Annotated in this window: 20 protein-coding genes; 11 read left to right on the forward strand and 9 right to left on the reverse strand. The window is 39.7% G+C overall.

Annotated elements, in window-relative coordinates:
* Nucleotides 1-144 precede the first annotated feature (144 nt).
* Both pepN and ACN6OV_RS06710 read left to right on the forward strand, forming a co-directional pair.
* Nucleotides 145-2,754 carry an aminopeptidase N gene (gene pepN / locus ACN6OV_RS06705; RefSeq protein WP_427951087.1) on the forward strand — a complete coding sequence of 870 codons (2,610 nt, stop codon included), beginning with the start codon at nucleotides 145-147 and terminating at the stop codon, nucleotides 2,752-2,754.
* Between the two features lie 296 nt (nucleotides 2,755-3,050).
* A complete protein-coding gene (locus tag ACN6OV_RS06710; RefSeq protein WP_427951089.1) occupies nucleotides 3,051-3,263 on the forward strand; it encodes a hypothetical protein in 213 nt (70 codons plus the stop codon).
* Between the two features lie 209 nt (nucleotides 3,264-3,472).
* Here the strand turns inward: ACN6OV_RS06710 and ACN6OV_RS06715 are convergent, their stop codons facing one another.
* Together ACN6OV_RS06715 and ACN6OV_RS06720 are read right to left on the reverse strand one after the other, a co-directional pair.
* The gene (locus ACN6OV_RS06715) at nucleotides 3,473-3,919 is read right to left on the reverse strand and encodes a universal stress protein (protein ID WP_427951091.1); all 447 of its coding nucleotides are present in this window, start codon (nucleotides 3,917-3,919) and stop codon (nucleotides 3,473-3,475) included.
* A 129-nt stretch (nucleotides 3,920-4,048) separates the two neighbouring features.
* Nucleotides 4,049-4,492, reverse strand: coding sequence for a universal stress protein (locus tag ACN6OV_RS06720; RefSeq protein WP_427951094.1), 444 nt, complete (start codon nucleotides 4,490-4,492; stop codon nucleotides 4,049-4,051).
* 321 nt (nucleotides 4,493-4,813) lie between these two features.
* On the opposite strand from ACN6OV_RS06720, the gene ACN6OV_RS06725 reads away from it, so the two are divergent.
* The 3 genes from ACN6OV_RS06725 to ACN6OV_RS06735 all read left to right on the forward strand — a co-directional run bounded on the left by ACN6OV_RS06725 (nucleotide 4,814) and on the right by ACN6OV_RS06735 (nucleotide 6,817).
* A complete protein-coding gene (locus tag ACN6OV_RS06725; RefSeq protein ID WP_427951097.1) occupies nucleotides 4,814-5,809 on the forward strand; it encodes an alpha/beta hydrolase in 996 nt (331 codons plus the stop codon).
* A 105-nt stretch (nucleotides 5,810-5,914) separates the two neighbouring features.
* Entirely contained in the window at nucleotides 5,915-6,247 is a 333-nt protein-coding gene (locus tag ACN6OV_RS06730) for an SMR family transporter (RefSeq protein WP_427951158.1), read from the forward strand.
* Entirely contained in the window at nucleotides 6,248-6,817 is a 570-nt protein-coding gene (locus ACN6OV_RS06735) for a TetR/AcrR family transcriptional regulator (RefSeq protein ID WP_427951100.1), read from the forward strand.
* Here ACN6OV_RS06735 and ACN6OV_RS06740 read toward each other — a convergent pair.
* The 4 genes from ACN6OV_RS06740 to ACN6OV_RS06755 all read right to left on the reverse strand — a co-directional run bounded on the left by ACN6OV_RS06740 (nucleotide 6,814) and on the right by ACN6OV_RS06755 (nucleotide 10,831).
* Nucleotides 6,814-7,989: a benzoate/H(+) symporter BenE family transporter gene (locus ACN6OV_RS06740; RefSeq protein ID WP_427951103.1), complete on the reverse strand. Its 1,176-nt coding sequence runs from the start codon at nucleotides 7,987-7,989 to the stop codon at nucleotides 6,814-6,816. The genes ACN6OV_RS06735 and ACN6OV_RS06740 overlap by 4 nt on opposite strands.
* A gap of 145 nt (nucleotides 7,990-8,134) precedes the next feature.
* Nucleotides 8,135-8,785 carry a leucine efflux protein LeuE gene (gene leuE / locus ACN6OV_RS06745; RefSeq protein ID WP_427951106.1) on the reverse strand — a complete coding sequence of 217 codons (651 nt, stop codon included), beginning with the start codon at nucleotides 8,783-8,785 and terminating at the stop codon, nucleotides 8,135-8,137.
* 76 nt (nucleotides 8,786-8,861) lie between these two features.
* Complete coding sequence (tal, locus tag ACN6OV_RS06750; protein WP_427951109.1) at nucleotides 8,862-9,851, reverse strand: transaldolase; 990 nt, start codon at nucleotides 9,849-9,851, stop codon at nucleotides 8,862-8,864.
* 89 nt (nucleotides 9,852-9,940) lie between these two features.
* Nucleotides 9,941-10,831, reverse strand: a complete 891-nt coding sequence (locus tag ACN6OV_RS06755) for a LysR family transcriptional regulator (RefSeq protein ID WP_427951112.1) — start codon at nucleotides 10,829-10,831, stop codon at nucleotides 9,941-9,943.
* Between the two features lie 120 nt (nucleotides 10,832-10,951).
* Between ACN6OV_RS06755 and aceI the strand changes: the two genes are divergently transcribed.
* Nucleotides 10,952-11,377 carry a chlorhexidine efflux PACE transporter AceI gene (gene aceI, locus ACN6OV_RS06760; protein ID WP_427951115.1) on the forward strand — a complete coding sequence of 142 codons (426 nt, stop codon included), beginning with the start codon at nucleotides 10,952-10,954 and terminating at the stop codon, nucleotides 11,375-11,377.
* 219 nt (nucleotides 11,378-11,596) lie between these two features.
* Here aceI and ACN6OV_RS06765 read toward each other — a convergent pair whose 3' ends face one another.
* Nucleotides 11,597-13,117, reverse strand: coding sequence for an acetyl-CoA C-acetyltransferase (locus tag ACN6OV_RS06765; protein WP_427951118.1), 1,521 nt, complete (start codon nucleotides 13,115-13,117; stop codon nucleotides 11,597-11,599).
* A 241-nt stretch (nucleotides 13,118-13,358) separates the two neighbouring features.
* Between ACN6OV_RS06765 and ACN6OV_RS06770 the strand changes: the two genes are divergently transcribed.
* The 5 genes from ACN6OV_RS06770 (at nucleotide 13,359) to dnaX (ending at nucleotide 19,996) form a co-directional block, all read left to right on the forward strand.
* Nucleotides 13,359-14,750: a 3-oxoacyl-ACP reductase gene (locus ACN6OV_RS06770; RefSeq protein ID WP_427951121.1), complete on the forward strand. Its 1,392-nt coding sequence runs from the start codon at nucleotides 13,359-13,361 to the stop codon at nucleotides 14,748-14,750.
* 175 nt (nucleotides 14,751-14,925) lie between these two features.
* Complete coding sequence (locus ACN6OV_RS06775) at nucleotides 14,926-15,780, forward strand: MaoC family dehydratase (protein ID WP_427951123.1); 855 nt, start codon at nucleotides 14,926-14,928, stop codon at nucleotides 15,778-15,780.
* An 88-nt stretch (nucleotides 15,781-15,868) separates the two neighbouring features.
* Entirely contained in the window at nucleotides 15,869-17,128 is a 1,260-nt protein-coding gene (locus tag ACN6OV_RS06780; protein WP_427951126.1) for a serine hydrolase domain-containing protein, read from the forward strand.
* Nucleotides 17,129-17,237: 109 nt separating this feature from the next.
* Nucleotides 17,238-17,687: a copper resistance protein NlpE N-terminal domain-containing protein gene (locus ACN6OV_RS06785; RefSeq protein WP_427951129.1), complete on the forward strand. Its 450-nt coding sequence runs from the start codon at nucleotides 17,238-17,240 to the stop codon at nucleotides 17,685-17,687.
* A gap of 134 nt (nucleotides 17,688-17,821) precedes the next feature.
* Entirely contained in the window at nucleotides 17,822-19,996 is a 2,175-nt protein-coding gene (gene dnaX / locus ACN6OV_RS06790) for a DNA polymerase III subunit gamma/tau (protein WP_427951132.1), read from the forward strand.
* Nucleotides 19,997-20,041: 45 nt separating this feature from the next.
* Here the strand turns inward: dnaX and ACN6OV_RS06795 are convergent, their stop codons facing one another.
* Entirely contained in the window at nucleotides 20,042-20,485 is a 444-nt protein-coding gene (locus ACN6OV_RS06795) for an acyl-CoA thioesterase (protein WP_427951160.1), read from the reverse strand.
* Between the two features lie 229 nt (nucleotides 20,486-20,714).
* On the reverse strand, nucleotides 20,715-21,875 hold the full coding sequence (locus ACN6OV_RS06800; RefSeq protein ID WP_427951135.1) for an iron-containing alcohol dehydrogenase: 1,161 nt from the start codon (nucleotides 21,873-21,875) through the stop codon (nucleotides 20,715-20,717).
* Nucleotides 21,876-21,908 lie beyond the last annotated feature (33 nt).

Here is a 21,908-nt window from a genome sequence, read left to right on the forward strand (position 1 = left end):
CATGATTGAAAACAACAGGGGTTGAGCCCATATATAAATCATTGTAAATGCAAAGACAGCTTGCAAAGCTTGTCGTATGATCAAAATCATTCACAATTTGTTCCATACAGCTGATCAAGCCATAACTAAGGAATAGGACAACCCATGAACATTGCGGCAAATCCCGTGGTCGAAGCAGACCAAACTGTCTATTTAAAAGATTATCAAAAACCTTCATTTGTCGTTGACAGTATTGATTTAGATATTCAAGTTTTTGATGATCATACTCAAGTGAATGCCAAATTGGTGATGCAACGTCAAACCACAGGTGACTTGGTTTTATTGGGACGTGACCTAGAACTTAAATCGATTTCGCTGAATGGAAAAATTCTATCTGCAGAAGAATATCAATTAAATGCAGAGCAATTGGTAATTACAAATGCACCTGAGCAAGCGCTGATTGAAACGCAAGTCGTGATTCATCCTGAAACCAATACTCAGTTAGAAGGTTTATACCTTGCAGGTGATGACTTATTTGTTACTCAAAATGAGCCTGAAGGTTTCCGCAAAATTACCTTCTATCCAGACCGCCCAGATGTACTTTCAGTATTTACGACACGTGTAGAAGCAGATAAAAAATTCCCTGTACTGCTTGCGAACGGTAACTTGATGGAAGCAGGTGAGGCGGGTGAAGGTCGTCACTATACCGTTTGGCAAGATCCAACCAAAAAACCATCGTATCTATTTGCTTGTGTGATCGGTGATTTGGCAGTTCTTAAAGACCATTACACGACGTCTGAAGGACGTGATGTTGCTTTAGAAATTTATGCAGAAGAAAAAGATATTCCAAAATGCCACATTGCGATGGAAGCATTAAAACATTCCATGCGTTGGGATGAAGAACACTATGGCCGCCCATACGATCTAGATAATTACATGATCGTGGCAACCAGTGCTTTCAACATGGGGGCAATGGAAAATAAAGGTCTTAATATCTTTAACACGTCGTGTGTCTTGGCGGATGAAGAATACACCACAGATGCTGCAATTATGCGTGTGCAGTCAGTGATTGCGCATGAATATTTCCATAACTGGACAGGTAACCGTATTACCTGCCGTGATTGGTTCCAATTGTGTCTTAAAGAAGGTTTAACGGTTTTCCGTGATCAATCGTTCTCAGAAGATTTACAATCGGCTGCGGTACAGCGCATTGATGATGTTGCGGTGCTAAAAGCACATCAATTTCCTGAAGATTCAGGCCCGTTGTCGCATCCACCGCGTCCAGATCATTTTGTTGAAATTAATAACTTCTATACCGCAACCGTGTATGAAAAAGGTGCGGAAATTAACCGTATGATGGCGACTTTACTTGGCAAAGAAAAATTCCGCCAAGGCACAGATGAATACTTTAAACGCCACGATGGTCAGGCAGTAACGGTTGAAGATTGGGTTGCTGCTTTAACTACAGGTTCAGGTGTTGATTTATCTGCATTCCTTATTTGGTACAACCAACCCGGTACACCAAAACTGGAAGTACAAGGCGAGTACAATGCAGCCGCACAAACTTATACTTTAAGTCTGAAACAAAGCCTGAAAACACATCCGAAATATCCAAATTTAAAAGCTGTGCCAATTCCTGTGGCCTTAGCACTGTTTGATGCGCAAAGTGGTGAACAATTGGTGTTGAATTCAGCTGTTTTGGTTGAAAATGGCATCAAAGATGGCGTGTATTTATTTGATCAAGAAACAGCATCGATTACCTTTAATGATGTCACTGCAAAACCAGTTGTATCTTTACTGCGTAATTTCTCTGCGCCTGTAAATCTTGAATTTAACTATTCAGATGAAGAACTTGCGTTCCTGATGCAGTATGAGACCAATGGTTTTAACCAATGGCAAGCGACTCAAACTTTGCTTGAACGTATTTTATTGAATGGTCACAATGCCGCAATTTATGTGCAAGCCATTAAAAATACTTTGCCAGCATTGGTGGAGCGTGATCCACTCTTGGCATCTCGTTTATTTGATGTACCGACAGAAGGCTATTTGGGCAGCCGTATTGACAGTGACTACAATCCTGTACAAGTTCAAGAACAACGCGAAGCCTTACTCAGCACCTTGGCACGTGAACTTGGTAGCTTCTGTAAAGACACCTATTTGTCATTAGATCCAGATGTACAAAAAGAGTTTTCACAAGCGATGGGGGTTCGTGCATTGAAAAACATCATGCTGAGCATGATGGCACGTCAAGGTGATGAAGCGGTGTTTGAACTGGCAAATGAACAGTATCAATCGACCAATAACATGTCAGAACGTCTTGGCGCTTTGCGTGTATTGGTGTGGAATGATGCACCGCAAGCTCAAGCAGCATTGCAAGATTTCTATGCACGCTTTAAAAATGAAGCACTTTCGATGGACCAATGGTTCATGGTGCAAGCAGCACATCCAAAAGCAAGCGCTCAAACTATTCAGGCTTTAACCAAACACCCTGATTATGATTTGAAAGTTCCAAACCGTATCCGTGCCGTGACAGGTGGTTTAAATGCTAACCCTGTCAATACATGGAGCTTTGGTGTTCAACACATTGTGGAATTGGCAAAATTCCTTGATGAGAAAAACCCAATTGTTGGTTCTCGTTTACTGCAAATTTTATCGCGTTGGTATACTTTGGCAGAGCCACAGCGTACCGAAGTGAAAGCAGCACTCGAAGCGTTAAAACCAATTGTGAAATCTAAAAACGTGGCTGAAACTTTAAATAGTATGCTCAGTGTTTAAATAGCGTTTTAGAAAAATAGTGCAAAAAGCCTGCTGATCTGAAAATATCAGCAGGCTTTTCTATATCAGAACTGAGTATATAGATTCTTTAATTGCATAAAGAAGCATTTAAAACAATGAATAAAAATTAAATAATAATTTTTGATTACAAACTTAAAATAAACAATTAATGCTATATAAGTCACATAATTGGCGTACAATGTTTTAAGATGTTTATAAAAAGATATTTCATATATCTTGATTTTTACAGATATTTTTGTGTCATAACAAATAATTTGAGTATTTAGAGGCAAGTTATGTTAGTAAAAATTGATGATGGTTTTTATCTTAGCTCTCATCATATTATTGCGATACGGATTTATAAAGACGTACAGCAAACTTTTGTGGTTTCAGTGGAATATACGCCGAACAGTGCGCAAAATATCGGTGTATTTGAAAAGAAATTTGCCACAAGCCGTGAAGCTGAGCAATATTTACAAACGCTGAATCAAATTATTGGCAAGTCTTAAGTTTAGAAATTATTTTTTAAATTGACATTGCGATTGTCAAAAAAAGGCCCTCCGAAGAGGTAATACTAGTCAGTTAGGGATTTAAAAGTTAAAAACAAGGTCAATAAGACGTAAATTTAACTCAATTTAAATCCAAACATAAGGAAAATCAGGTTAACAAATAACCTGGTTTTCCTTAACTGATCAGCATTACTCCGAAGAGGGCTTTTTTATTGTTTAATAATTAATACTGGAATCGGGCATTGAGTCAAAATATTTTGCGCAACACTGCCGAGCATAGCTTTTTTCAGGCCTGTACGACCATGTGAACCCATAATAATCAGGTCGGCTGAAATTTCATCGGCTACACGTAAAATACCTTCAGTCGGTGACACACCGTGGATCAGGCGAGTGCTTACATTAATCTCATCACGGACAAAAGACTGTTTAATGTCTTCTAAACGTAATTGCGCACTTTTTTCAGCTTGCATGAAATATTCAGTAATGGCAGGTGCAATCGCATAGAAGTCAACACCAACAAAAGGGTCAACAGCAACTACACTTACGATGGTCACATGTGCATTTTGAGTTTTGGCCAAGCTTAAAGCGTGTTCTACAGCTGAATAAGAAATTGGTGATTCATCTACAGCGACTAAAATTTGTTGATACTGACTCATATCAGTTTCCTTGATTTTTCATGTTCTAATGACAATTATTCTGGAGTGAATCAAAAGTAAAACGCTATTGTTTTACTTGATTATTGAGGATCTAAAGGCAAAAAAAGCCCACCGAAGTGGGCTTTAAAATTATGCTTTAACAACCAATACAGGAAGTTCAGTATTGCTTAATACGTCTTGTGCAAAGCTGCCCAATAGCATTTTCTTGAAGCCTTTACGACCATGTGAACCCATCACAATAAGGTCTGCTTTGACTTCATTTGCAGCTTCGACCACACCTTCCGCAGAAACTTGGCCTTTAATAATTTTACTTTGTGCTTCTACACCTACTTCAGCAGTAAGTGCTAACGCTTCTTTTAAGGCTTGTTGTGCATTTGCATACGCTTGCACGAAGTATTCTTTCATAATAGATGAAGAGTAATAAAAGTCTGCATCAGTGAATGGGTCTTCAGCGACAAGGCTGATTAAAGTAAGTTGGCTATTAAAGCCTTTGGCAAGTAAAGCTGCTTTTTTTACAGCAGAAAATGAGATTTCTGAACCATCTACAGGGACTAAAATTTGTTGATATGACATGGGAGAATCTCCAGTATTTTTGCTTATAAATGCTATAGATTATTGATACCACAATGTGCGCGTTGGTTCAATTTTATTATTATAAAAAGTAGCGTAAATTCATAAAATTAGAGAAATATTTACAAAAAAGTTGAGATTGGTTGAAAGAAAAATCCGAGTGAAAAACTTGGTTATGTCGTTCAGTAGAGATGATCAAAAATGCTGTAAATTTATCAAGTATTTATGCTCAATCGGTGATTTAATCTTGAAAATTAATGCGATAAACTCCATACCAAAGTTCAGGTCGATTTTGGGGTTTTATCAATATGTGGGATGGTGATCATGCATCATAAAATATGGTTGATGACATTGAGTATTTGCACAGTCATGAATTTATCGGGGTGTCAAAATACCCAAGGCAGTACCAAATTGATTGCAGGGGCGTTTAACCTTTCCACACAAGTACAAAAGCAATTTATTGATCGGCATGCACCTGAAAATGTGATTGTGCAGTCAAATATTCAATATTTGCATAATCCAGATTTGAGCTTAGATCTTTATCAACCTGAACACATTGCCGCACTTGGAGTTCGACCGACTGTAGTTTGGATTCATGGTGGTGGATGGGTATCTGGTTCTAAAGATCATGCGCGTGGCTATTATAAACGTCTCGCAGCGGAAGGTTATAATGTGGTTTCTATAGAATACCAATTTGCTCCAGAAGCGATTTATCCGACTCAATTACATCAGATTGATGCAGCATTGAAATTTCTTAATGCACATGCAACGCAATATGGTATTGATCAAAATCAACTGTATTTAGCAGGGGATTCTGCGGGTGCCAATATGGCCAGCCATTATGCCGCATTGGTGACCAATCCTCAGTTTGCTCAAGCGTCCAATATTCAACCTGTATTGGCTGCGAGTCAGCTCAAAGGCCTGATTTTACATTGTGGTATTTATGATCTGAACTCGTTTGTAAATACTGCACCTGAGGAAATCGGGCTGATCGAGTGGGGTGTATATAACTTGGTACAAGCCTATACGGGAGATAAAAAAGATGATTCTGAATTTTTAACCCGTATCTCCACGACATCGAATATCAATGAAAATTATCCACCAGTGTTTATCAGCGGGGGCAATAAAGATTTCTTAACCCAATCTCAGTCTGTACCATTTGTACAGCAGCTTAAAGCACAACAAATTCCTGTGACCGAAGTATTTTATCCAGACTCCAAAGAGTTTTTGGTACATGAATATCAATTTATGATGAGTAAAAAAGCCAGTCAGCAGACCTTTGAGCGGACTTTGGACTTTATTGCTCAGCAGTCGAATTAAGAGTCTTATTTAAATTTGACCGAATAATTCTTGCAGTAAAATTTATAAATCGATAGCATACCTGCCGGTTGGTATGTTTATTTGGTTTTAGAAATGAATTCAGTCATGTTTGCCTACGGCTTACTCGCATTAGCCATTATTTCGGAAGTAATTGGTTCAACCTTTTTGGTTAAGTCAGAAGGCTTTACTAAACTGATGCCGTCCTTAGCCGTGGCAGTATTGTTCTGTGTTGCATTTTATTTATTGTCTCAGGTGATTAAAGTCATACCACTTGGGATTGCATATGCAATTTGGGCCGGGGTAGGGATTGTTTTAACTGCACTGATTGGCTACTTTATCTTTCGTCAAAGTTTAGATGTACCTGCAATGTTCGGGATTGCCTTGATTGTTTCAGGTGTCGTTGTGGTTAATTTATTTTCAAATTCAGCTGGACATTAAATGAGTGAAAATCCGCATCAGCGCAAGAAAGAACCACAGCTTATTCGTCAAAGTATTTTGCAGCATGCCATGCGTTTGGCTGCACAAAAAGGCGTTAATGGGGTGTCTATTCAAGCAGTTGCGGATCTAGTTGGGGTTACGAAAGGCGGTGTTTTTCACCATTTTCCAAATAAACAGAAACTGTTGGAATCGATGGTGATTTGTCTGTTAGAGCAGCTTGATGAAGTGGTTGATCGTTTAATTTCAGAAGATGATCAACCTTATGGCTGTTTTACCCGCGCATATATCGAAATTACCTTAGAAAAACAAATTCATGGTTTGCAACATTCATGGTCTGCGATTTCGATGACCATGCTGACCGATAAAACCTTTAATGAATATTGGATAGAGTGGTTGAATACACGTTTGCAGCGACATGCAGCAACAGATGCAAATATGGAGTTGAACATCTTACGCTATGCCGCAGATGGAATTTGGTTAACTGCCTTTACTGAGGTGGAAGATGCGTCCGAAACCTTAGAGCTTAAAAATGAATTGATCGCCCGAACGTATCGAGCGAAGTCTGATTAAGTTGATTTGTATTTGAGTTTAAAAATCATATGAACTACTAAGCCAAAAACTAAGCCCCAAAATGCGGAACCAATCCCCAAAAATTGCACACCTGAAGCACTGAATAAGAAAGTCATTAAAGCAGCATCACGTTCACTGACCTCTTGAAAGGCAATCACAATGTTGTGTCCGATAGTACCAAGTAGAGCAATACCGGCGAGTGCAGTAATAAATACGGCAGGGAAAGAAATTAAAAAACTGACCAACGTACCTGCAAAAATCCCCATTAGAATATAAAACAGCCCACAGCTGATACCAGCGATATAACGTTTCTTTTCATCAGGATGGGCTTGGTCATCTAAACTGATTGCTGCACTGATCGCAGCAATATTCACACTGAAACAACCAAAAGGAGAAAAAATGGTTTGTGCCGTACCGGTCCAACCTATCAGTTGGTTGACATGCGGTTGGTAACCATAACTTTTAATCATTGCAAGTCCAGGTAGATATTGTGATGCCATGTTAATAACAAACAAAGGTAATGTTAGCCCAAGGATTGCGGAGAGAGAAAACTCAGGCCTTACCCACACGGGTTTTGCAATCTCTAAACTGAGTGCAGGCATACTAAAATTCAGCAGCAATGGGCACAGGACAATACCGACAATAACCGTCAAGACAATACTATAGCGTGGCCACAAGCGTTTAGTGAGCACATAGGCAGCCAATAGACTGAGAATAAAGGCCCATTCATTTTGTAAACTGACAAAAAGTTCAATCCCAAATTTGAGCAAGACACCGGCAAGCATGGCGCTGGTTAAACTCTGTGGGATATGTTTGAGTAATTTTTCAAAAATACCTAGAAATCCGAGTATTGCAGTCATTAAACCACAGACAAAAAAAGCCCCGATTGCTGCATTCATACTATAGCCATTGGCCGTAGCCAAAATCAGAGCAAGTCCAGCAGTTGACCATGAAGTTGCAACCGGATATTTAAATTTCCAAGACAGAATCAGGCCACTTAAGCCAATGCCTAAACCGAGCGCCCAAAACCATGAGGTAATTTCTGCGGTGTTTGCACCGAGCATTTGTGCAGATTGAATAACCAAGACTGCTGAAACACTAATTCCGACAAGGAAGGTAATAAAGCCTGCGAAGGCTGCCGGTACTGAAAAATCTTGTAGAATTTTTTGCATAATCCCTGTGCAACTTGAAATTTTGAGGTGAAAAATATGTGACGTTTCACGATGATACGCTCAAGTCTTAAACAGGAAAAGTGACTTTTGAATACAGTGCTGTCTATCGTGTTGAGAATATAAAAAACAAGATTTAAGTTTTCAATTACAAGGTAGATGTCGCAAGCTTTAGGCCAAAACCACAAAATAACAGTCCAACTGAGGCTACACAGCAGGCGGTAAATTTATAATGGTGGCTGAAATAGGTCGCAAGTTTGGCGCCCGAAAAGATTAAGAGAGTTAAATAACTCATACTGATTATTTGCAGCACAATTGCCAAGGCGGTGAACGTAATCGCAGGATAAGGATAAGCTGGATCTACAAATTGAACAAAGAAGGATAGGTAAAACAGAATTGCTTTCGGGTTTAATATACTAATGGTTAGTGCTGTTTTAAACGGTTTTAACTTTTCAATACTGATTTGTTCAGTCTGTAATTGTTCAGGTGTTTCTACTGCTTTCCAAGTTTGGTACGCTGCTTTGAATAATTTGATCCCCAAATAACTTAAATAAAGTGCGCCCACAATTTTAAGTAAAATAAACAGCCATGGAAAAGCATGTAATAAAGATGCTGCACCAAGTGCGGTTAAGACAATTAAAATGAGGTCGCCGGTATAAACCCCCAAAGCACCTTGATAACCGACTTTAATGCCATAACGTGAGGCAACCGACATCACATATAGAGAGTTTGGGCCTGGTAAAATCACAATTAAAATTGTACCAATAATAAAGGTTATTAAGTCTGTGATACCAAACACTTAGCTGTCTCGTATAAAAAAGCCGATGCTGCATTATAGCAATATCGGCTTTCTGATTAAGCTGAAAAATTTTAACTTAAGCTTTAATTTCTGCATCTAGGCCAAATGATTGGCGTAGTAAACTATTTAATTGTTCACGTGCTTTAATAAAACCATCAATACCACCTTGTAACAGTTGGAAGGACATGAGGTCTTTTTCCACTGCGGCTTTAAAGCTTTGTTTATTCAGTGGCTGAATTTCATGGTGACAATGCGCCTGTGCATGCTCTGGTGAAAGTTGCACTTCAACAGTACGTTGATCTTTTTCAAGTTCAACAAGCAGGTTTGGCGACACTGTTAATAAATCGCAGCCAGCAAGCCCCAACACTTGATCGATACTACGGAAACTTGCTCCCATAATTTCAGTCTGAATATTGTGCTGTTTGTAGTAGTGATAAATTTGTTTGACTGAAAGTACGCCCGGGTCTTTATCAATTGGGTAGCTGTCTACATTTTCTGCTTTTTTGAACCAGTCTAAAATACGACCAACAAATGGAGAGATCAGGGTAACTTTGGCTTCAGCACATGCTTGAGCTTGATGTAAGCCAAAAAGTAGGGTGAGGTTACAATGAATCCCTTCCGCTTCTAAAGCTTTTGCCGCTTGAATTCCTTCCCACGTTGAGGCGATTTTGATCAGAATGCGATTTTGCTCCACACCATATTGTGCATATAAAGCCAGTAATTCTTTGGCTTTTGCAATGGTTGCTTCCGTGTCATAAGACAATGCAGCATCAACTTCAGTCGATACACGACCTTCAATTAATTTTAAAATTTCTACACCAAATTTGACGGTTAAAATGTCAATCGTACGCTCAATGAGTTCATCGCCTGCATAGCCTTCCTGCTTTGCCTGATGAAAAGCACTTTCAATCAGTTCTTTATTTTGAGGTTGATTGGCCGCTGCGGTAATCAGCGATGGATTGGTCGTCGCATCTAATGGACGAAAGGTTTCAATTGCAGTTAAGTCACTGCTGTCGGCAACAATCGTAGTCAGACTTTTTAATTGGTTTAATGCATTTTGAGTCATTGGATATCTAGTTCTTAATGTTCTTGATGTACATACTTTTATAACACAATCTATTTATAACCCAACCGTAAACCACCCTAAAATGCCGTTTAAATCGTAGTTTTTCGTGAATTTCGAATATGATTAATCAAAAAATGAGCAGCAGAGCCCAGTGTTTTTTCACGATTCCAAACCAAATCGACAAAATACTCAAATTTAGGGGTGAAATCTTGAAAGCTTAAAATTTTCAATTGTTGTTTTAGTCGTGGATTTTCATTGAACATTTCGAGTGGAAGCACGCCCCAGCCTAAGCCTTGAATAATCATCGAACAAGCTGAATGGTGATTATCCGTACGCCAATTTTGTTTGGAATAGAGTAATTCAGGTTTAATGCTTTTATCCCGACTGGCTACTACAATCTGACGGCTTTGTAGAATTTGCTCAAAACTGACTTGCTGAAATTGTGCCAAAGCATGATTTGAAGCAGCAACAGGGACTAAAGCTTCGCGTTTTAATTCAACAAACTGTTCATAACCTTCCAGTTGTTCACGTTCAAACATCAGAGCCAGTTGGGCTTGCCCTAATAGCAGCATTTTTTGTGCATCTTCTTGCGGCGCAGAAAATATATTAATTTGTAAGGTCGGAAACTGGTTTTCTAAGAGGGAAATATAGTCAGTCCATTGGGTATGCAGTAACTCAGAAACCACGACGATATTGAGTGAAGATTCTAAGCCATGACTCAGCGCGACAGCATGTTGTTTCCATTGATTAATTTCAGTCAGAAGCTGTTCGGTTTTTTCAAATAAATTCAGGGCTTGTGCGGTTGGTACAGGTTCACGGCCAATGCGGTCAAAAAGTTTTAAGTTGAGATCGATTTCAAAATTGGCGATCGACATACTGACCGCAGATGGAACTTTGCCGAGTTGACGTGCAGCCGCAGAAAAAGAACCTGTTTCGATCACGGTCTTAAAAATAATGAGTTGTTCTTGATTAATATTCATTGAATTCGGCCCAAAACTTATCTATTTATGATCTTTCAAGTTTATTGAAAGAATCTAACTCGATTAATCAATAATATAAAAATAAAATAGTATTTATTCAAATATTAGAGTGTTTATAAGATGACGATTTCCAAGAGAAGGATTATTCATGCACTGAGCTATGAAATTATCCTATTGGTGATCATTGCTATCGCGTTAAGTTTTATTTTTGAAGTTCCGATGGAAGTCACAGGTACACTCGGTATCGCTATGGCAGTGACTTCGGTGATTTGGAACATGATTTTCAATCATTATTTTGAAAAAATTGAAGCAAAAAGAAAGTTAAAAAGAACTTTTAAAGTTCGTGTTTTACATGCGATTGGATTTGAAGGTGGTTTAATGCTGGTCACCATCCCAATGGTGGCTTATGCAATGAATATGTCCATCTGGCAGGCGATTTTGCTTGATTTTAGTATGACGACCTGTATTTTAGTTTATACATTTATCTTCCAGTGGTGCTATGACCATATCGAAGCACATTTAGGTTATCAGCCAGAATATCGTTAAATTTCAAAAAGAAATAACAAGTTGGCCTTTTTCACTTAAAGGCGAACAATTAATTCATGCTACCACTAAAATTGATATCGACCCTCTTATTACTTATCTCGGTGTAGGCTATCGTTTCTAAATAATTTATAGACTTAGATGCTAAATGAGATAAATAAAGATATAAAAAAACCGCTCAAGTTCAAATGAGCGGTTTTTTTTAATGGGGGCAGTGCTAAATTATTTTTCAATAATTGCAGTCACACCTTGACCACCAGCAGCACAGATCGATACGAGTACACGACCTGAACCTTTTTGGTTAATCAGTTTCGCAGCAGTGGCAATAATACGACCACCGGTTGCAGCAAATGGGTGACCTGCTGCAAGTGAAGAGCCTTTAACGTTTAATTTTGCACGGTCGATTGAACCAAGTGGTGCTTCTAAACCTAAACGTTCTTTACAGAATTTTGGATCTTCCCAAGCTTTTAGCGTAGACAATACTTGAGATGCAAACGCTTCATGAATTTCATAGTAATCGAAGTCTTGAAGCGTAATGCCAGCACGTTCAAGCATACGTGGTACTGCATAAGCAGGAGCCATCAATAAGCCTTCTTTTTTATCGACAAAATCAACCGCAGCAGTTTCTTGGAAGGTTAAATATGCCAGCACTTCGTGACCATTTGCTTTAGCCCATTCTTCAGACGCTAAAAGTACACATGATGCACCATCGGTCAGTGGAGTTGAGTTACCTGCAGTCATGGTACGCGCATCGCCTTTACCAAAAGCGGGTTTAAGTTTTGCAAGTTTTTCAACTGTAGAATCTGCACGTAAGTTGTTATCACGCTCTAAACCTAAGAATGGTGTGATTAAGTCATCGAAGAAACCTTCTTCGTAAGCAGCTGCCATTTTTTGGTGAGAAGACGCAGCGAGTTCGTCTTGTGCTTCACGTGAAATACCCCATTCCAGTGCTGTAATGGCTTGGTGATCGCCCATTGAAAGACCTGTACGTGGTTCACCATTTTTCGGTGCATCCATTAAGTCTTTAACATTGATTTTGGTTAATGCTTTAAGACGGTCTTTGGCTGTTTTCGCAATGTTCAGTTCAAGCAAAGCTTTACGTAAACCATCACCAAATGCGATTGGCGCATCAGAAGTGGTATCGACACCACCTGCAACGCCGACTTCGATTTGACCTAATGCAATTTTATTTGCCACTAAGAAAGCAGCTTGTAAGCCTGTACCACATGCTTGCTGAATATCGTAAGCAGGTGTTTCAGGAGCCAATTCTGTATTTAATACACACTCACGAGTCATGTTAAAGTCACGGCTATGTTTTAACACAGCACCAGCAACGACTTCCCCTAAACGTTGGCCTTGTAGGTTAAAGCGTTGAACAAGACCATTTAGCGCTGCCGTGAACATGTCGCTATTTGATGCTGTGAAATAAGCACCATTTGAACGAGCGAAAGGAATACGATTACCACCAATAATTGCAACGCGGCGAACTGTGTTTTGACTCATGATTTTATCCTGTTGAACAGACGTTTGAGTTGTTGATTTTGAAGCTGTTTTAGTGTTTGAAACGGTAGTTTTATTACGAGTTGATGCACTACGAGGACGAGTCGTTTTAGTGGTATTGCTCGTAGACTGGGTTGCTGTGCCTGTGCTTTTCGTCGTACGTGACGTACGCTTTGATGTATTTGACACAGTTTCCGTAGTCGGACTTTCGACTGCTGGATTTTCTTGAGTTGTTTTGCTCATAAGGCTTTTCCAAGCATGTTGATGATCTTCTTGACGGCTACATTAGCATATTCACCAAAGGGGTAAATTGACTAAAATGACATTCGCTAAAGCATTCAGGTCAAGCCATCTGCGGTTTAACTCAAGTATGATTCCATGGAAACTGATGGAACTATTGAAATATAAGTATCTGACATCATCTTGAAGTTAAAGGGATATCTTCAGATCCATCAAAAATTAATCCGTATGAGAGATAATAAACATGACTGATCAATACCAAACATTTGCAAAATCTCCTATTGGTAAATTTGTCATCAAAAATTTAGGTTTACCATCGCCAATTTCCCTTGACCGTTTTGAGTCTACAACACCTGTGGTCAAAGGTGCGGTATTGTTCGGTGCTGCGCCATCTTCAACGTTGTCGGGTTCTATTGCACAGGTTTTGGCCAACATTCATGCCAATGGCTATGCTGGCAACAACGCAGAATTACAACAAGCGGCGGCAAAAGTTGGTTTAAACCTCAGTGCATTTAACGAAGGCGATAGAGAATCTAAGTTTAAAGTGGTCATTTTTGATGCTTCAGGTATTCAAAACTCAGAACAGCTTCATGCCTTATATGCATTCTTTAATCCAATTGCACGTCAAATTCAGGCTTCAGGTCGTGTGGTTGTGGTTGGAACCACACCAGAAACTGCAAAAACAGTGAAACAAGCCATTGCACAACGTGCGCTTGAAGGCTTTGTAAAATCTGTAGGCAAAGAATTCAAAAAAGGTATTGCTGCACAATTGGTATATGTGGATGAAGGTGCAGCAGCAAACCTTGAATCTGCTTTACGTTTTGTAATTTCTCCGCGTTCAGCTTATGTTTCAGGTCAAGTGATTTGTGTGTCAAAAGCAGACGTGGTCAATGTCGATTGGAACAAACCACTTGCAGGTAAAACCGCAGTAGTAACCGGTGCAAGCCGTGGTATTGGTGAAGCGATTGCGCATGTATTGTCACGCGATGGTGCACATGTGATTTGCTTAGATGTACCACAACAGCAAGCCGATCTTGACCGTGTAGCAGGTGAGATTGGCGGTTCAACACTGGCGATTGATATTACCGCAAATGATGCCGGCGAAAAAATCAAAGCAGCGGCAGCAGCTCAAGGTGGTTTAGATATCATCGTGCATAACGCAGGAATTACCCGTGACAAAACTTTGGCAAATATGAAGCCAGAGCTTTGGGATTTGGTCATTAATATTAACCTGTCTGCAATTGAGCGTGTAAATGATTATCTTCTTGAAAATGATGGCTTCAATGCAAATGGCCGTATTGTGTGCGTATCTTCTATCTCAGGTATTGCCGGTAACTTAGGTCAAACCAACTATGCGGCATCTAAAGCAGGTGTGATTGGTGTGGTAAAATTCACAGCACCACTACTTAAAAATGGTGTAACCATTAATGCGGTTGCTCCGGGCTTTATTGAAACTCAAATGACCGCTGCGATTCCATTTGCGATCCGTGAAGCGGGTCGTCGTATGAACTCAATGAGTCAGGGCGGTTTACCTGTAGATGTTGCGGAAACCATTGCCATGTTTGCATCGACGGCATCTACAGGTTTGAACGGTAATGTGGTTCGTGTTTGTGGTCAAAGCTTGTTAGGGGCTTAATGAGTTCACCTTGAATTTTCCCTCTCCTTTTAGGAGAGGGCTAGGGAGAGGTAAAATCATTTAATTTTATATCAGGATGAATCTTTACTCTCATCCCAACCTTCTCCCTGAGCCATATATGGCGCAAAAGAAGGGCTCTCAATATAAATTGAAAAAATATTTCCAAAGGTTAAGTATGAATACTCGCCATTTTAGTCAACTTCCAAAACCTTATTTAGCCTATCCAAAAGTGATTCAAGGCTTGATTTTTAAAAAGCCCAAAGGTGAAAAAGTGCTGCCGCAAGTTGAATATGTGGTGGATTCATTTAAGGTCGATCAAAAACATTTAAAAGCCTATAACAACGTTTGTGGCTTTAAAAATAATGGCTATATTCCTGCAATCTATTTAGCGGTGTTGTCGCAAAGCTTGCAAATGCACATGATGACCACTGAAGCATTTCCATTTGCGATTTTAGGTTTAGTGCATATTCGCAACCAAGTGAAGCAATATCGCAAAGTTGGTGTTAATGAAACCTTGTCTTTGTCATGCAAATTTGGTGAATTACAGCCGCATGATAAAGGCGTACAGTTTGATTTTATTACCACTGCAAAAGTGGGTGATGAAGTGGTGGTTGAATCTTTAACCACTTATTTGGCTCGCCAAAAAACAGATGCAAAAGTAGCTGCAAAAGCTGCTGAAGCAAAGCCAGTGGAATTACAGGTTCAAGCAGAGTGGGATATTTCTGAAAATACCGGTCGTCGTTATGCAATGACTTCAGGTGATTTTAACTTAATCCATATTCATGCAGTGACTGCAAAAGCATTTGGTTTTAAACAAGCGATTGCACATGGGATGTGGAGTAAAGCCAAAGCATTATCGAGCTTAACGTTGCCTGAAGCCTATGAAGCAGATGTTTGGTTTAAGTTGCCCATGTACCTACCTTCAAAAGTTGAGTTTTTAACAGCTCAAACAGGTAAGGATACCGAGTTCGCAATACGCAATAGCAAAAATAAAAAACCGCATGTCGCGGGAAGTGTGAAGGCACTTTAAGACTTAAGCCTAAATCGATATCGATTTAGGCTTTTTTGTTTTAAGCTCAAAATTTAAACTTAAATACACAGATTAAAAGGAATGAATAATGCAGGCGGTTAAATACTATCTATTTGCGCAAACCAATAATTATCAAGGTAAAGTTGATCCTCGTTTTCAAGATTTAGCGCAGCAATTTAGCCGTATGCAGGATACTCGTACAGAGCAGGGCGGTGCAGCATTGGTGGTGTATTTTCAGGGCAAAAAAGTTGTTGATATTTGGACGGGGAAAAAGTCCGAAACTGAACAATGGCAAGCCAATACGCCGTCAGTATGTTATTCCACAGGCAAAGGTGTGCTTGCAACGCTTGCACATATTTTAGTGAGTGAAGGATTTTTAGATTACGATACACCAGTTGCAGCATATTGGCCTGAATTTGCACAAAATGGAAAATCACACATTACTTTAAGGCATATGTTGAGTCATCAAAGTGGTTTGTTTGATATCCGAAATAATATTGAAACAGCCTCTGAAATGGCCGATTGGCCGCATATGCTGCATGTATTGGAACAGGCAAAACCACGTTTTGAAGCTGCAACAGATGCCGCGTATCAACCCTTAACCTTTGGTTGGCAAGTCGGTGGTGTACTAGAAAAAGCCACAGGGAAATCACTGGCAGAATTGATGCAACAATATTTGGTTGAACCTTTGGCTTTAGATTTTGCCTACTTTGGTGTACCTCAAGATCAATTGACGAATGTCGCAAGATTAATTCCTAAAAAGAAAAAAGCAGATCAAAGCACTACTCAAACAACTAAGAAAAAGAAAATGGCGCATAAACCGTCAATGCTAGATAAATTACTCGAATTTTCAGGACAGAATCCTCAGGATTTCCAAGATGGCATGATTCCAAAAGGTATGCGTAATTTTTCATTTTTTAGCGACGAAGGTTTACAAGCGGTTATTCCTGCTGCAAGCGGTGTATTTAGTGCCCATAGCCTTGCGAAAATTTATGCCATGTTGGCAAATCAAGGTCAGTGGCAAGGTGAAACACTGATTCAACCAGATATTTTTAAGACTTTAAGTACAGTTCAATTTACTCAACGTGATCGTATTATGCCGTTACCGATGCATTGGCGCTTGGGCTATCACCGTATTTTGACCTTAGGCAAGTCGAGTACAGGTTTTGGTCATATGGGTTTTAATGGTTCAGGGGCTTGGTGTGACCCAGAACGTCAACTTAGCTTTGCTTATACTCATAATTTCCCAACAGGTTCGATTACTGGAGATTATCGTTTATGGGGACTAACACAAGAAACCCTGCGCTGTGCGGATAAAGTTTTGAAAGGCCATAAAGGCTGGTTTTGATCCATAGAGTAAGTATTGAATCATTGTAATCGTTCACAATTTTGAGGCTTATTTGTGCTATTGCTTATTTGTGCTATTTTAATGCCTCAATTTTGATTGCTGCTGTGTTATGAAAAAAGTGATTTTGATTCCTTTGGTGGCAACCTCGGCTTTATTGGGTTGTCAGGAATCTCAGCAATCTAGAGTTAATGCTGACATAGCCGTCACAGCTGAAAAACAACAAGCGGCCTGGATTGGAAATTTTAAAGGCACGACACCGTGTATGGGATGTTTATCTCGTTATGATGATTGTCCGGGTATGGCTGTGGCCTTAGCGTTACATGAAGATCAAACCTATACTTTAACTCGTGAAAGTTTAAGTGCTCATAATGAGGTTGAAGTTCTCAAAGGTATCATCCATTTTAAAGATGATGCACAACAACAACTTGAATTGATGGATGTTAAAACCCGTAATTTGCTGTATGTGGATTTAGAACAACAACTGCTTGAAATCAGAGTAGATCAAACTGCGAAACGCTATCAAATACAAAGTGATTTTATTTTAAATAAGGCCGTTTAAGCTTTCGAAATTTATATTAAATTTACCCGATCTGTTTGATATTCAATGATCGGGTTTTTATTGTCCAAACTCCGCCATTTATTTCACTATTGAGCAAAAAAACAGTATGCTTACACCTGTAAAAAGGAGCATACATGTATCAAGTACTTGCACGAAAATACCGTCCACGAAATTTTATTGAACTCGTGGGACAAAACCATGTGTCACGCGCACTCACCAGTGCCCTAGAACGTGGTCGGTTACATCATGCGTATTTGTTTACGGGAACTCGTGGGGTGGGGAAAACCACCATTGCACGTATTTTGGCGAAATGCCTAAACTGTGAAACAGGTGTAACGTCAACACCATGTGAAGTATGTCCAACCTGTAAAGCGGTCAATGAAGGACGTTTTATCGACCTGATCGAGATCGATGCGGCATCACGAACCAAAGTTGAAGATACCCGTGAGTTACTCGATAACGTTCCTTATGCGCCGACACAGGGGCGTTTTAAAGTCTACCTGATTGACGAAGTGCACATGTTATCTACGCACTCGTTCAATGCCTTATTAAAGACTTTGGAAGAACCACCTGAGCATGTGAAGTTCCTCTTTGCAACCACTGATCCACAAAAATTGCCGATTACGGTTATTTCGCGCTGCTTGCAGTTTACGTTGCGTCCCCTCGCTGTGGATGAAATTACCGAACATCTCACCAATATTCTAAATAAAGAACAGATCCATGCCGATCAGGATGCGATTTGGCAAATTGCTGAATCTGCACAAGGTTCTTTGCGTGATGCGCTGTCTTTAACGGACCAAGCGATTGCTTATGGTCAAGGTGAAATTCAGCACCAAGATGTTAAAGACATGTTAGGCTTGATTGACCGTACCATTATCTATGATTTGATTTTAGCAATTCATCAAAATCAACGTGAACGTGTCAGCGCGTTGTTGATGCAATTTCGTCAACAGGCATTGGACGTTTCACTGGTTTTAGACCAATTAATTTCAACCTTGCATGAATTGGCTTTGTTGCAATATTTGCCAGACTTGGCTTTGAAATATAGCGCTGAGATTAATCAAAAAATTATGCAATTGTCGCAGTTAATTTCTGCACAAGATTTACAATTGTATTATCAAGTGGCATGTAAAGGTCGTGCAGATTTACAACTGGCGGTCACGCAAGAGCAAGGTTTTGAGATGTGTGTGCTGCGTTTACTGGCATTCCGTCCATTACAGCCGAATGAAATGTTGGTGTCTGCAGTTCAGCAAGAAGAAATAGTTGCAGAATTACCACACGTTGAACCACAGTTAGAACAGCCTGTTCAAGCCGTTGCAACTGAACAAAATCAGCCAATAACACCGCCTGTAGAGACACAGGAAAATCCTGTAAATACGGCATCAGCAGATTTCGATGATTTTGACGACTCGCATTATGATGAAGAAGATGATTTAGCACTCAATCAATCTGTGGCAGATGAACCATCTTCGGATGATTTTTTAGATGAAGTTGATGAGGTTGAAGTAGCACCAGAAAATGTTGTAGAAGTGGAACAGTCTTTAAATATTTCAAATGTTCCTCTAAGCGCAACTTCTGAAATTGCTACAAGCACTACAATTGTGATGGATGCAGCAGCTGAAGATGGTTTATTTGATTTAGATCCAACACCAAGTACTGAAATCGAAGTGAATGTGGCGGATATTAATTTTGAAGATATTGCACCATTAACTGTCGATGAATCTGAATTATCGACAGTTCATTCACCTGAGTCACAGCAAGATTTAGCACAAGTTGTACAGGATAACGCAAGCGATTTTGAAAACTCTCAAACGACAAATGACTTTGATTTAGCCGCACCTGTAACGCAAAAAGAAGTTAAAGTTTCATCGAATGCGTCATCCTCAACACTGATGCCACAAGATATTTTGACACTCCAACCTCAAGAATTAGAAGGTGAGTGGAATGTCGAGAAGTGGGAGTATTGGTTTAGAAATAGCCAACTTTCGCCGGCTGTTCAAGAATTAGCACAGCATGGTGTGATGAGTGGTGTAATTAATGGTGAGTCAGTTTTTCATGTTCCAAAGCAATATGAAGCCTTAGTGACTCAGTTACAGCATGTACTTGAGCAAGCGATTCATGAACAATGGCCGAGCTGCCGTTTCAATATTCGCTTTGAGGATGTTGAACAGACCACACCTTATGCCTTGCAACATGTACGTAAGGAAAAAGCGTTTGCGCGGGCAAATGAATTATTACATGCCGAACCTGTGGTCAAAGATCTGCTCAAAAACTTTGATGGCGAATTACAAAATATCCAACTTAAATAAATCTTTAAGTTGGAAAATAGGTGCTTGATTCAAATTTTTGAAGAACTAAGATGCATCATGAAGCATAAATGGCGCTAAAGCATCTCGCATATCTTGGGGTATCGAGGTGCTTTTTCGTGTTTGGCGATCAACAAAGACATGGACAAAATGACCTTGTGCCGCAGCAGTCGTTTGACCTTGTTTAAAAATGGCAAGGTCATAGCGGAGTGATGAATTCCCAATTTTTGAAATGCCAACACCGACTTCAATCACTTCTGGATAAGACAATTCTGCCAAGAAACTACAAGCTGAATCGACCACTAGGCCAATTATGGGGGAGGTTTGTGGGTTTAAACCTGCATGTTGTAGTAATAAGACATTAGCAGCTGTGTCAAAATAGCTGTAATAGGTGATATTGTTTACATGGCCATACATATCATTGTCAGCCCAGCGGGTTTGTATTGGCAATAAAAAAGCATAGTCTTGGCGTTGTTTTAATTCAGGTTTCATTTTATACAAGTTGATATCCGTATTAAAGTTCAACCAGTTTTACTGAGCTTCAACTAAAAGATCAAGTGCCAAAATAATTTCGATTTCAGGATCGACCTTTTTATCGAATCATGTTGAAATGTCGATGCAAATCATTTAAGTCTAAGTAATCACAATCAAGCTTTTTAAGCCCTCGTCTCCTTGCAGAGCAATGCTTTTCATTCCAAAGGAGGGGGGACTTTTCTTACAATTAAGCATAGATTGCCGTATAAATATTTTTTGCATCGTCTAAATGCAGCTCACGCGGATTGTTTTGTAATAGACGAGTTTGCAATAAAGCATCTTCGGCAAGCTGATCAATCATCTGCTCTGGGACTTGGAGCTGATTAAGCTTTAAAACCAAGCCACTGCGATCCAAATGATTTTGCATGTGGTCAATAAAGAGATCACATAGTCCGTCGGTAGAGCCTGTACTATATGGGTCGAGCCAAGTCATTAATTCAGCATACAGTTGTTTGGCTTGTGGTGCATTAAATTTTAATACTTCTGTCAAAACCAAGGCATTGGTATGTCCATGAGACAAATGGAAATGTCCACCTAAAGGATAGGCAAGTGCATGCACTGCGGCTACTGGCGCATTGGCAAAAGCTTGCCCTGCTAGCATTGAACCCACCAGCATGTGTTGACGTGCTTCTAGATTATGACCATTTTGCAACACCAATTTGAGATTTTTATTGAGTAACCTTAACGCTTGTTTAGCGAGCATGTCCGCATAAGGATTCTTTTTAATTTTAGAGGTGTAGGCTTCTATGGCATGCACCATGGCATCTATACCGGTAGCTGCAGTAATTTGCGCAGGTAAATTACGAGTAAAAGTGGCATCAAGGATTGCGACATCTGCATATAAAGCAGGACAAACAATACCAGTTTTTGTGGTTTCACCTGTGGTCACGATTGAAATGGGTGTCACTTCCGAGCCCGTACCCGCAGTGGTCGGTACAAGGATTAACGGTAAGCGAGGACGTTTGGCATTTCCTACACCATAGAGGTCTTGTAGTTGTTGAGTCTGCTCTGGGTGGGCAAGGATGGCAATGATTTTGGCAACGTCCATGGAACTGCCGCCACCAAAACCCAAAACCAAGTCAATTTTTTCATTTTTGGCAAACTGTACAGCATCGAGCACAATATGTTCAGCAGGGTCAGACTGAATGCTGGAGTAAATTACATAGTCTTGCTGCATGCTTTCTAAGATTTCGAGTATAGGTAGATGCAGTTGTTGTTGCAGCATACCGGGATCGGTGACTAAAAGTAGTCGTTTAGGGCGAAAATCTTGTAATACCTCTTTGAGCTGTGTGATTGAGCCTAAGCCAGAAATAATATTGCTGACGGTTTGAAACTGAAAACTACTCATTGGCTTATCCTTATTTTTTATATCCAAATAAAC

The sequence above is a fragment of the Acinetobacter sp. genome (assembly GCF_050285345.1).
GTDB lineage: Bacteria > Pseudomonadota > Gammaproteobacteria > Pseudomonadales > Moraxellaceae > Acinetobacter.

Coding starts and splice junctions, on each gene's coding strand:
- ACN6OV_RS06720 (WP_427951094.1), bottom strand. CDS start 4,492: ATGTCATATCAACAAATTTTAGTCCCTGTAGATGGTTCAGAAATCTCA.
- ACN6OV_RS06775 (WP_427951123.1), top strand. CDS start 14,926: ATGAATACTCGCCATTTTAGTCAACTTCCAAAACCTTATTTAGCCTAT.
- ACN6OV_RS06765 (WP_427951118.1), bottom strand. CDS start 13,117: ATGAGCAAAACAACTCAAGAAAATCCAGCAGTCGAAAGTCCGACTACG.
- ACN6OV_RS06735 (WP_427951100.1), top strand. CDS start 6,248: ATGAGTGAAAATCCGCATCAGCGCAAGAAAGAACCACAGCTTATTCGT.
- pepN (WP_427951087.1), top strand. CDS start 145: ATGAACATTGCGGCAAATCCCGTGGTCGAAGCAGACCAAACTGTCTAT.
- ACN6OV_RS06785 (WP_427951129.1), top strand. CDS start 17,238: ATGAAAAAAGTGATTTTGATTCCTTTGGTGGCAACCTCGGCTTTATTG.
- dnaX (WP_427951132.1), top strand. CDS start 17,822: ATGTATCAAGTACTTGCACGAAAATACCGTCCACGAAATTTTATTGAA.
- ACN6OV_RS06780 (WP_427951126.1), top strand. CDS start 15,869: ATGCAGGCGGTTAAATACTATCTATTTGCGCAAACCAATAATTATCAA.
- tal (WP_427951109.1), bottom strand. CDS start 9,851: ATGACTCAAAATGCATTAAACCAATTAAAAAGTCTGACTACGATTGTT.
- aceI (WP_427951115.1), top strand. CDS start 10,952: ATGACGATTTCCAAGAGAAGGATTATTCATGCACTGAGCTATGAAATT.
- ACN6OV_RS06715 (WP_427951091.1), bottom strand. CDS start 3,919: ATGAGTCAGTATCAACAAATTTTAGTCGCTGTAGATGAATCACCAATT.
- ACN6OV_RS06795 (WP_427951160.1), bottom strand. CDS start 20,485: ATGAAACCTGAATTAAAACAACGCCAAGACTATGCTTTTTTATTGCCA.
- ACN6OV_RS06710 (WP_427951089.1), top strand. CDS start 3,051: ATGTTAGTAAAAATTGATGATGGTTTTTATCTTAGCTCTCATCATATT.
- ACN6OV_RS06755 (WP_427951112.1), bottom strand. CDS start 10,831: ATGAATATTAATCAAGAACAACTCATTATTTTTAAGACCGTGATCGAA.
- ACN6OV_RS06730 (WP_427951158.1), top strand. CDS start 5,915: ATGTTTGCCTACGGCTTACTCGCATTAGCCATTATTTCGGAAGTAATT.
- ACN6OV_RS06800 (WP_427951135.1), bottom strand. CDS start 21,875: ATGAGTAGTTTTCAGTTTCAAACCGTCAGCAATATTATTTCTGGCTTA.
- ACN6OV_RS06740 (WP_427951103.1), bottom strand. CDS start 7,989: ATGCAAAAAATTCTACAAGATTTTTCAGTACCGGCAGCCTTCGCAGGC.
- ACN6OV_RS06725 (WP_427951097.1), top strand. CDS start 4,814: ATGCATCATAAAATATGGTTGATGACATTGAGTATTTGCACAGTCATG.
- ACN6OV_RS06770 (WP_427951121.1), top strand. CDS start 13,359: ATGACTGATCAATACCAAACATTTGCAAAATCTCCTATTGGTAAATTT.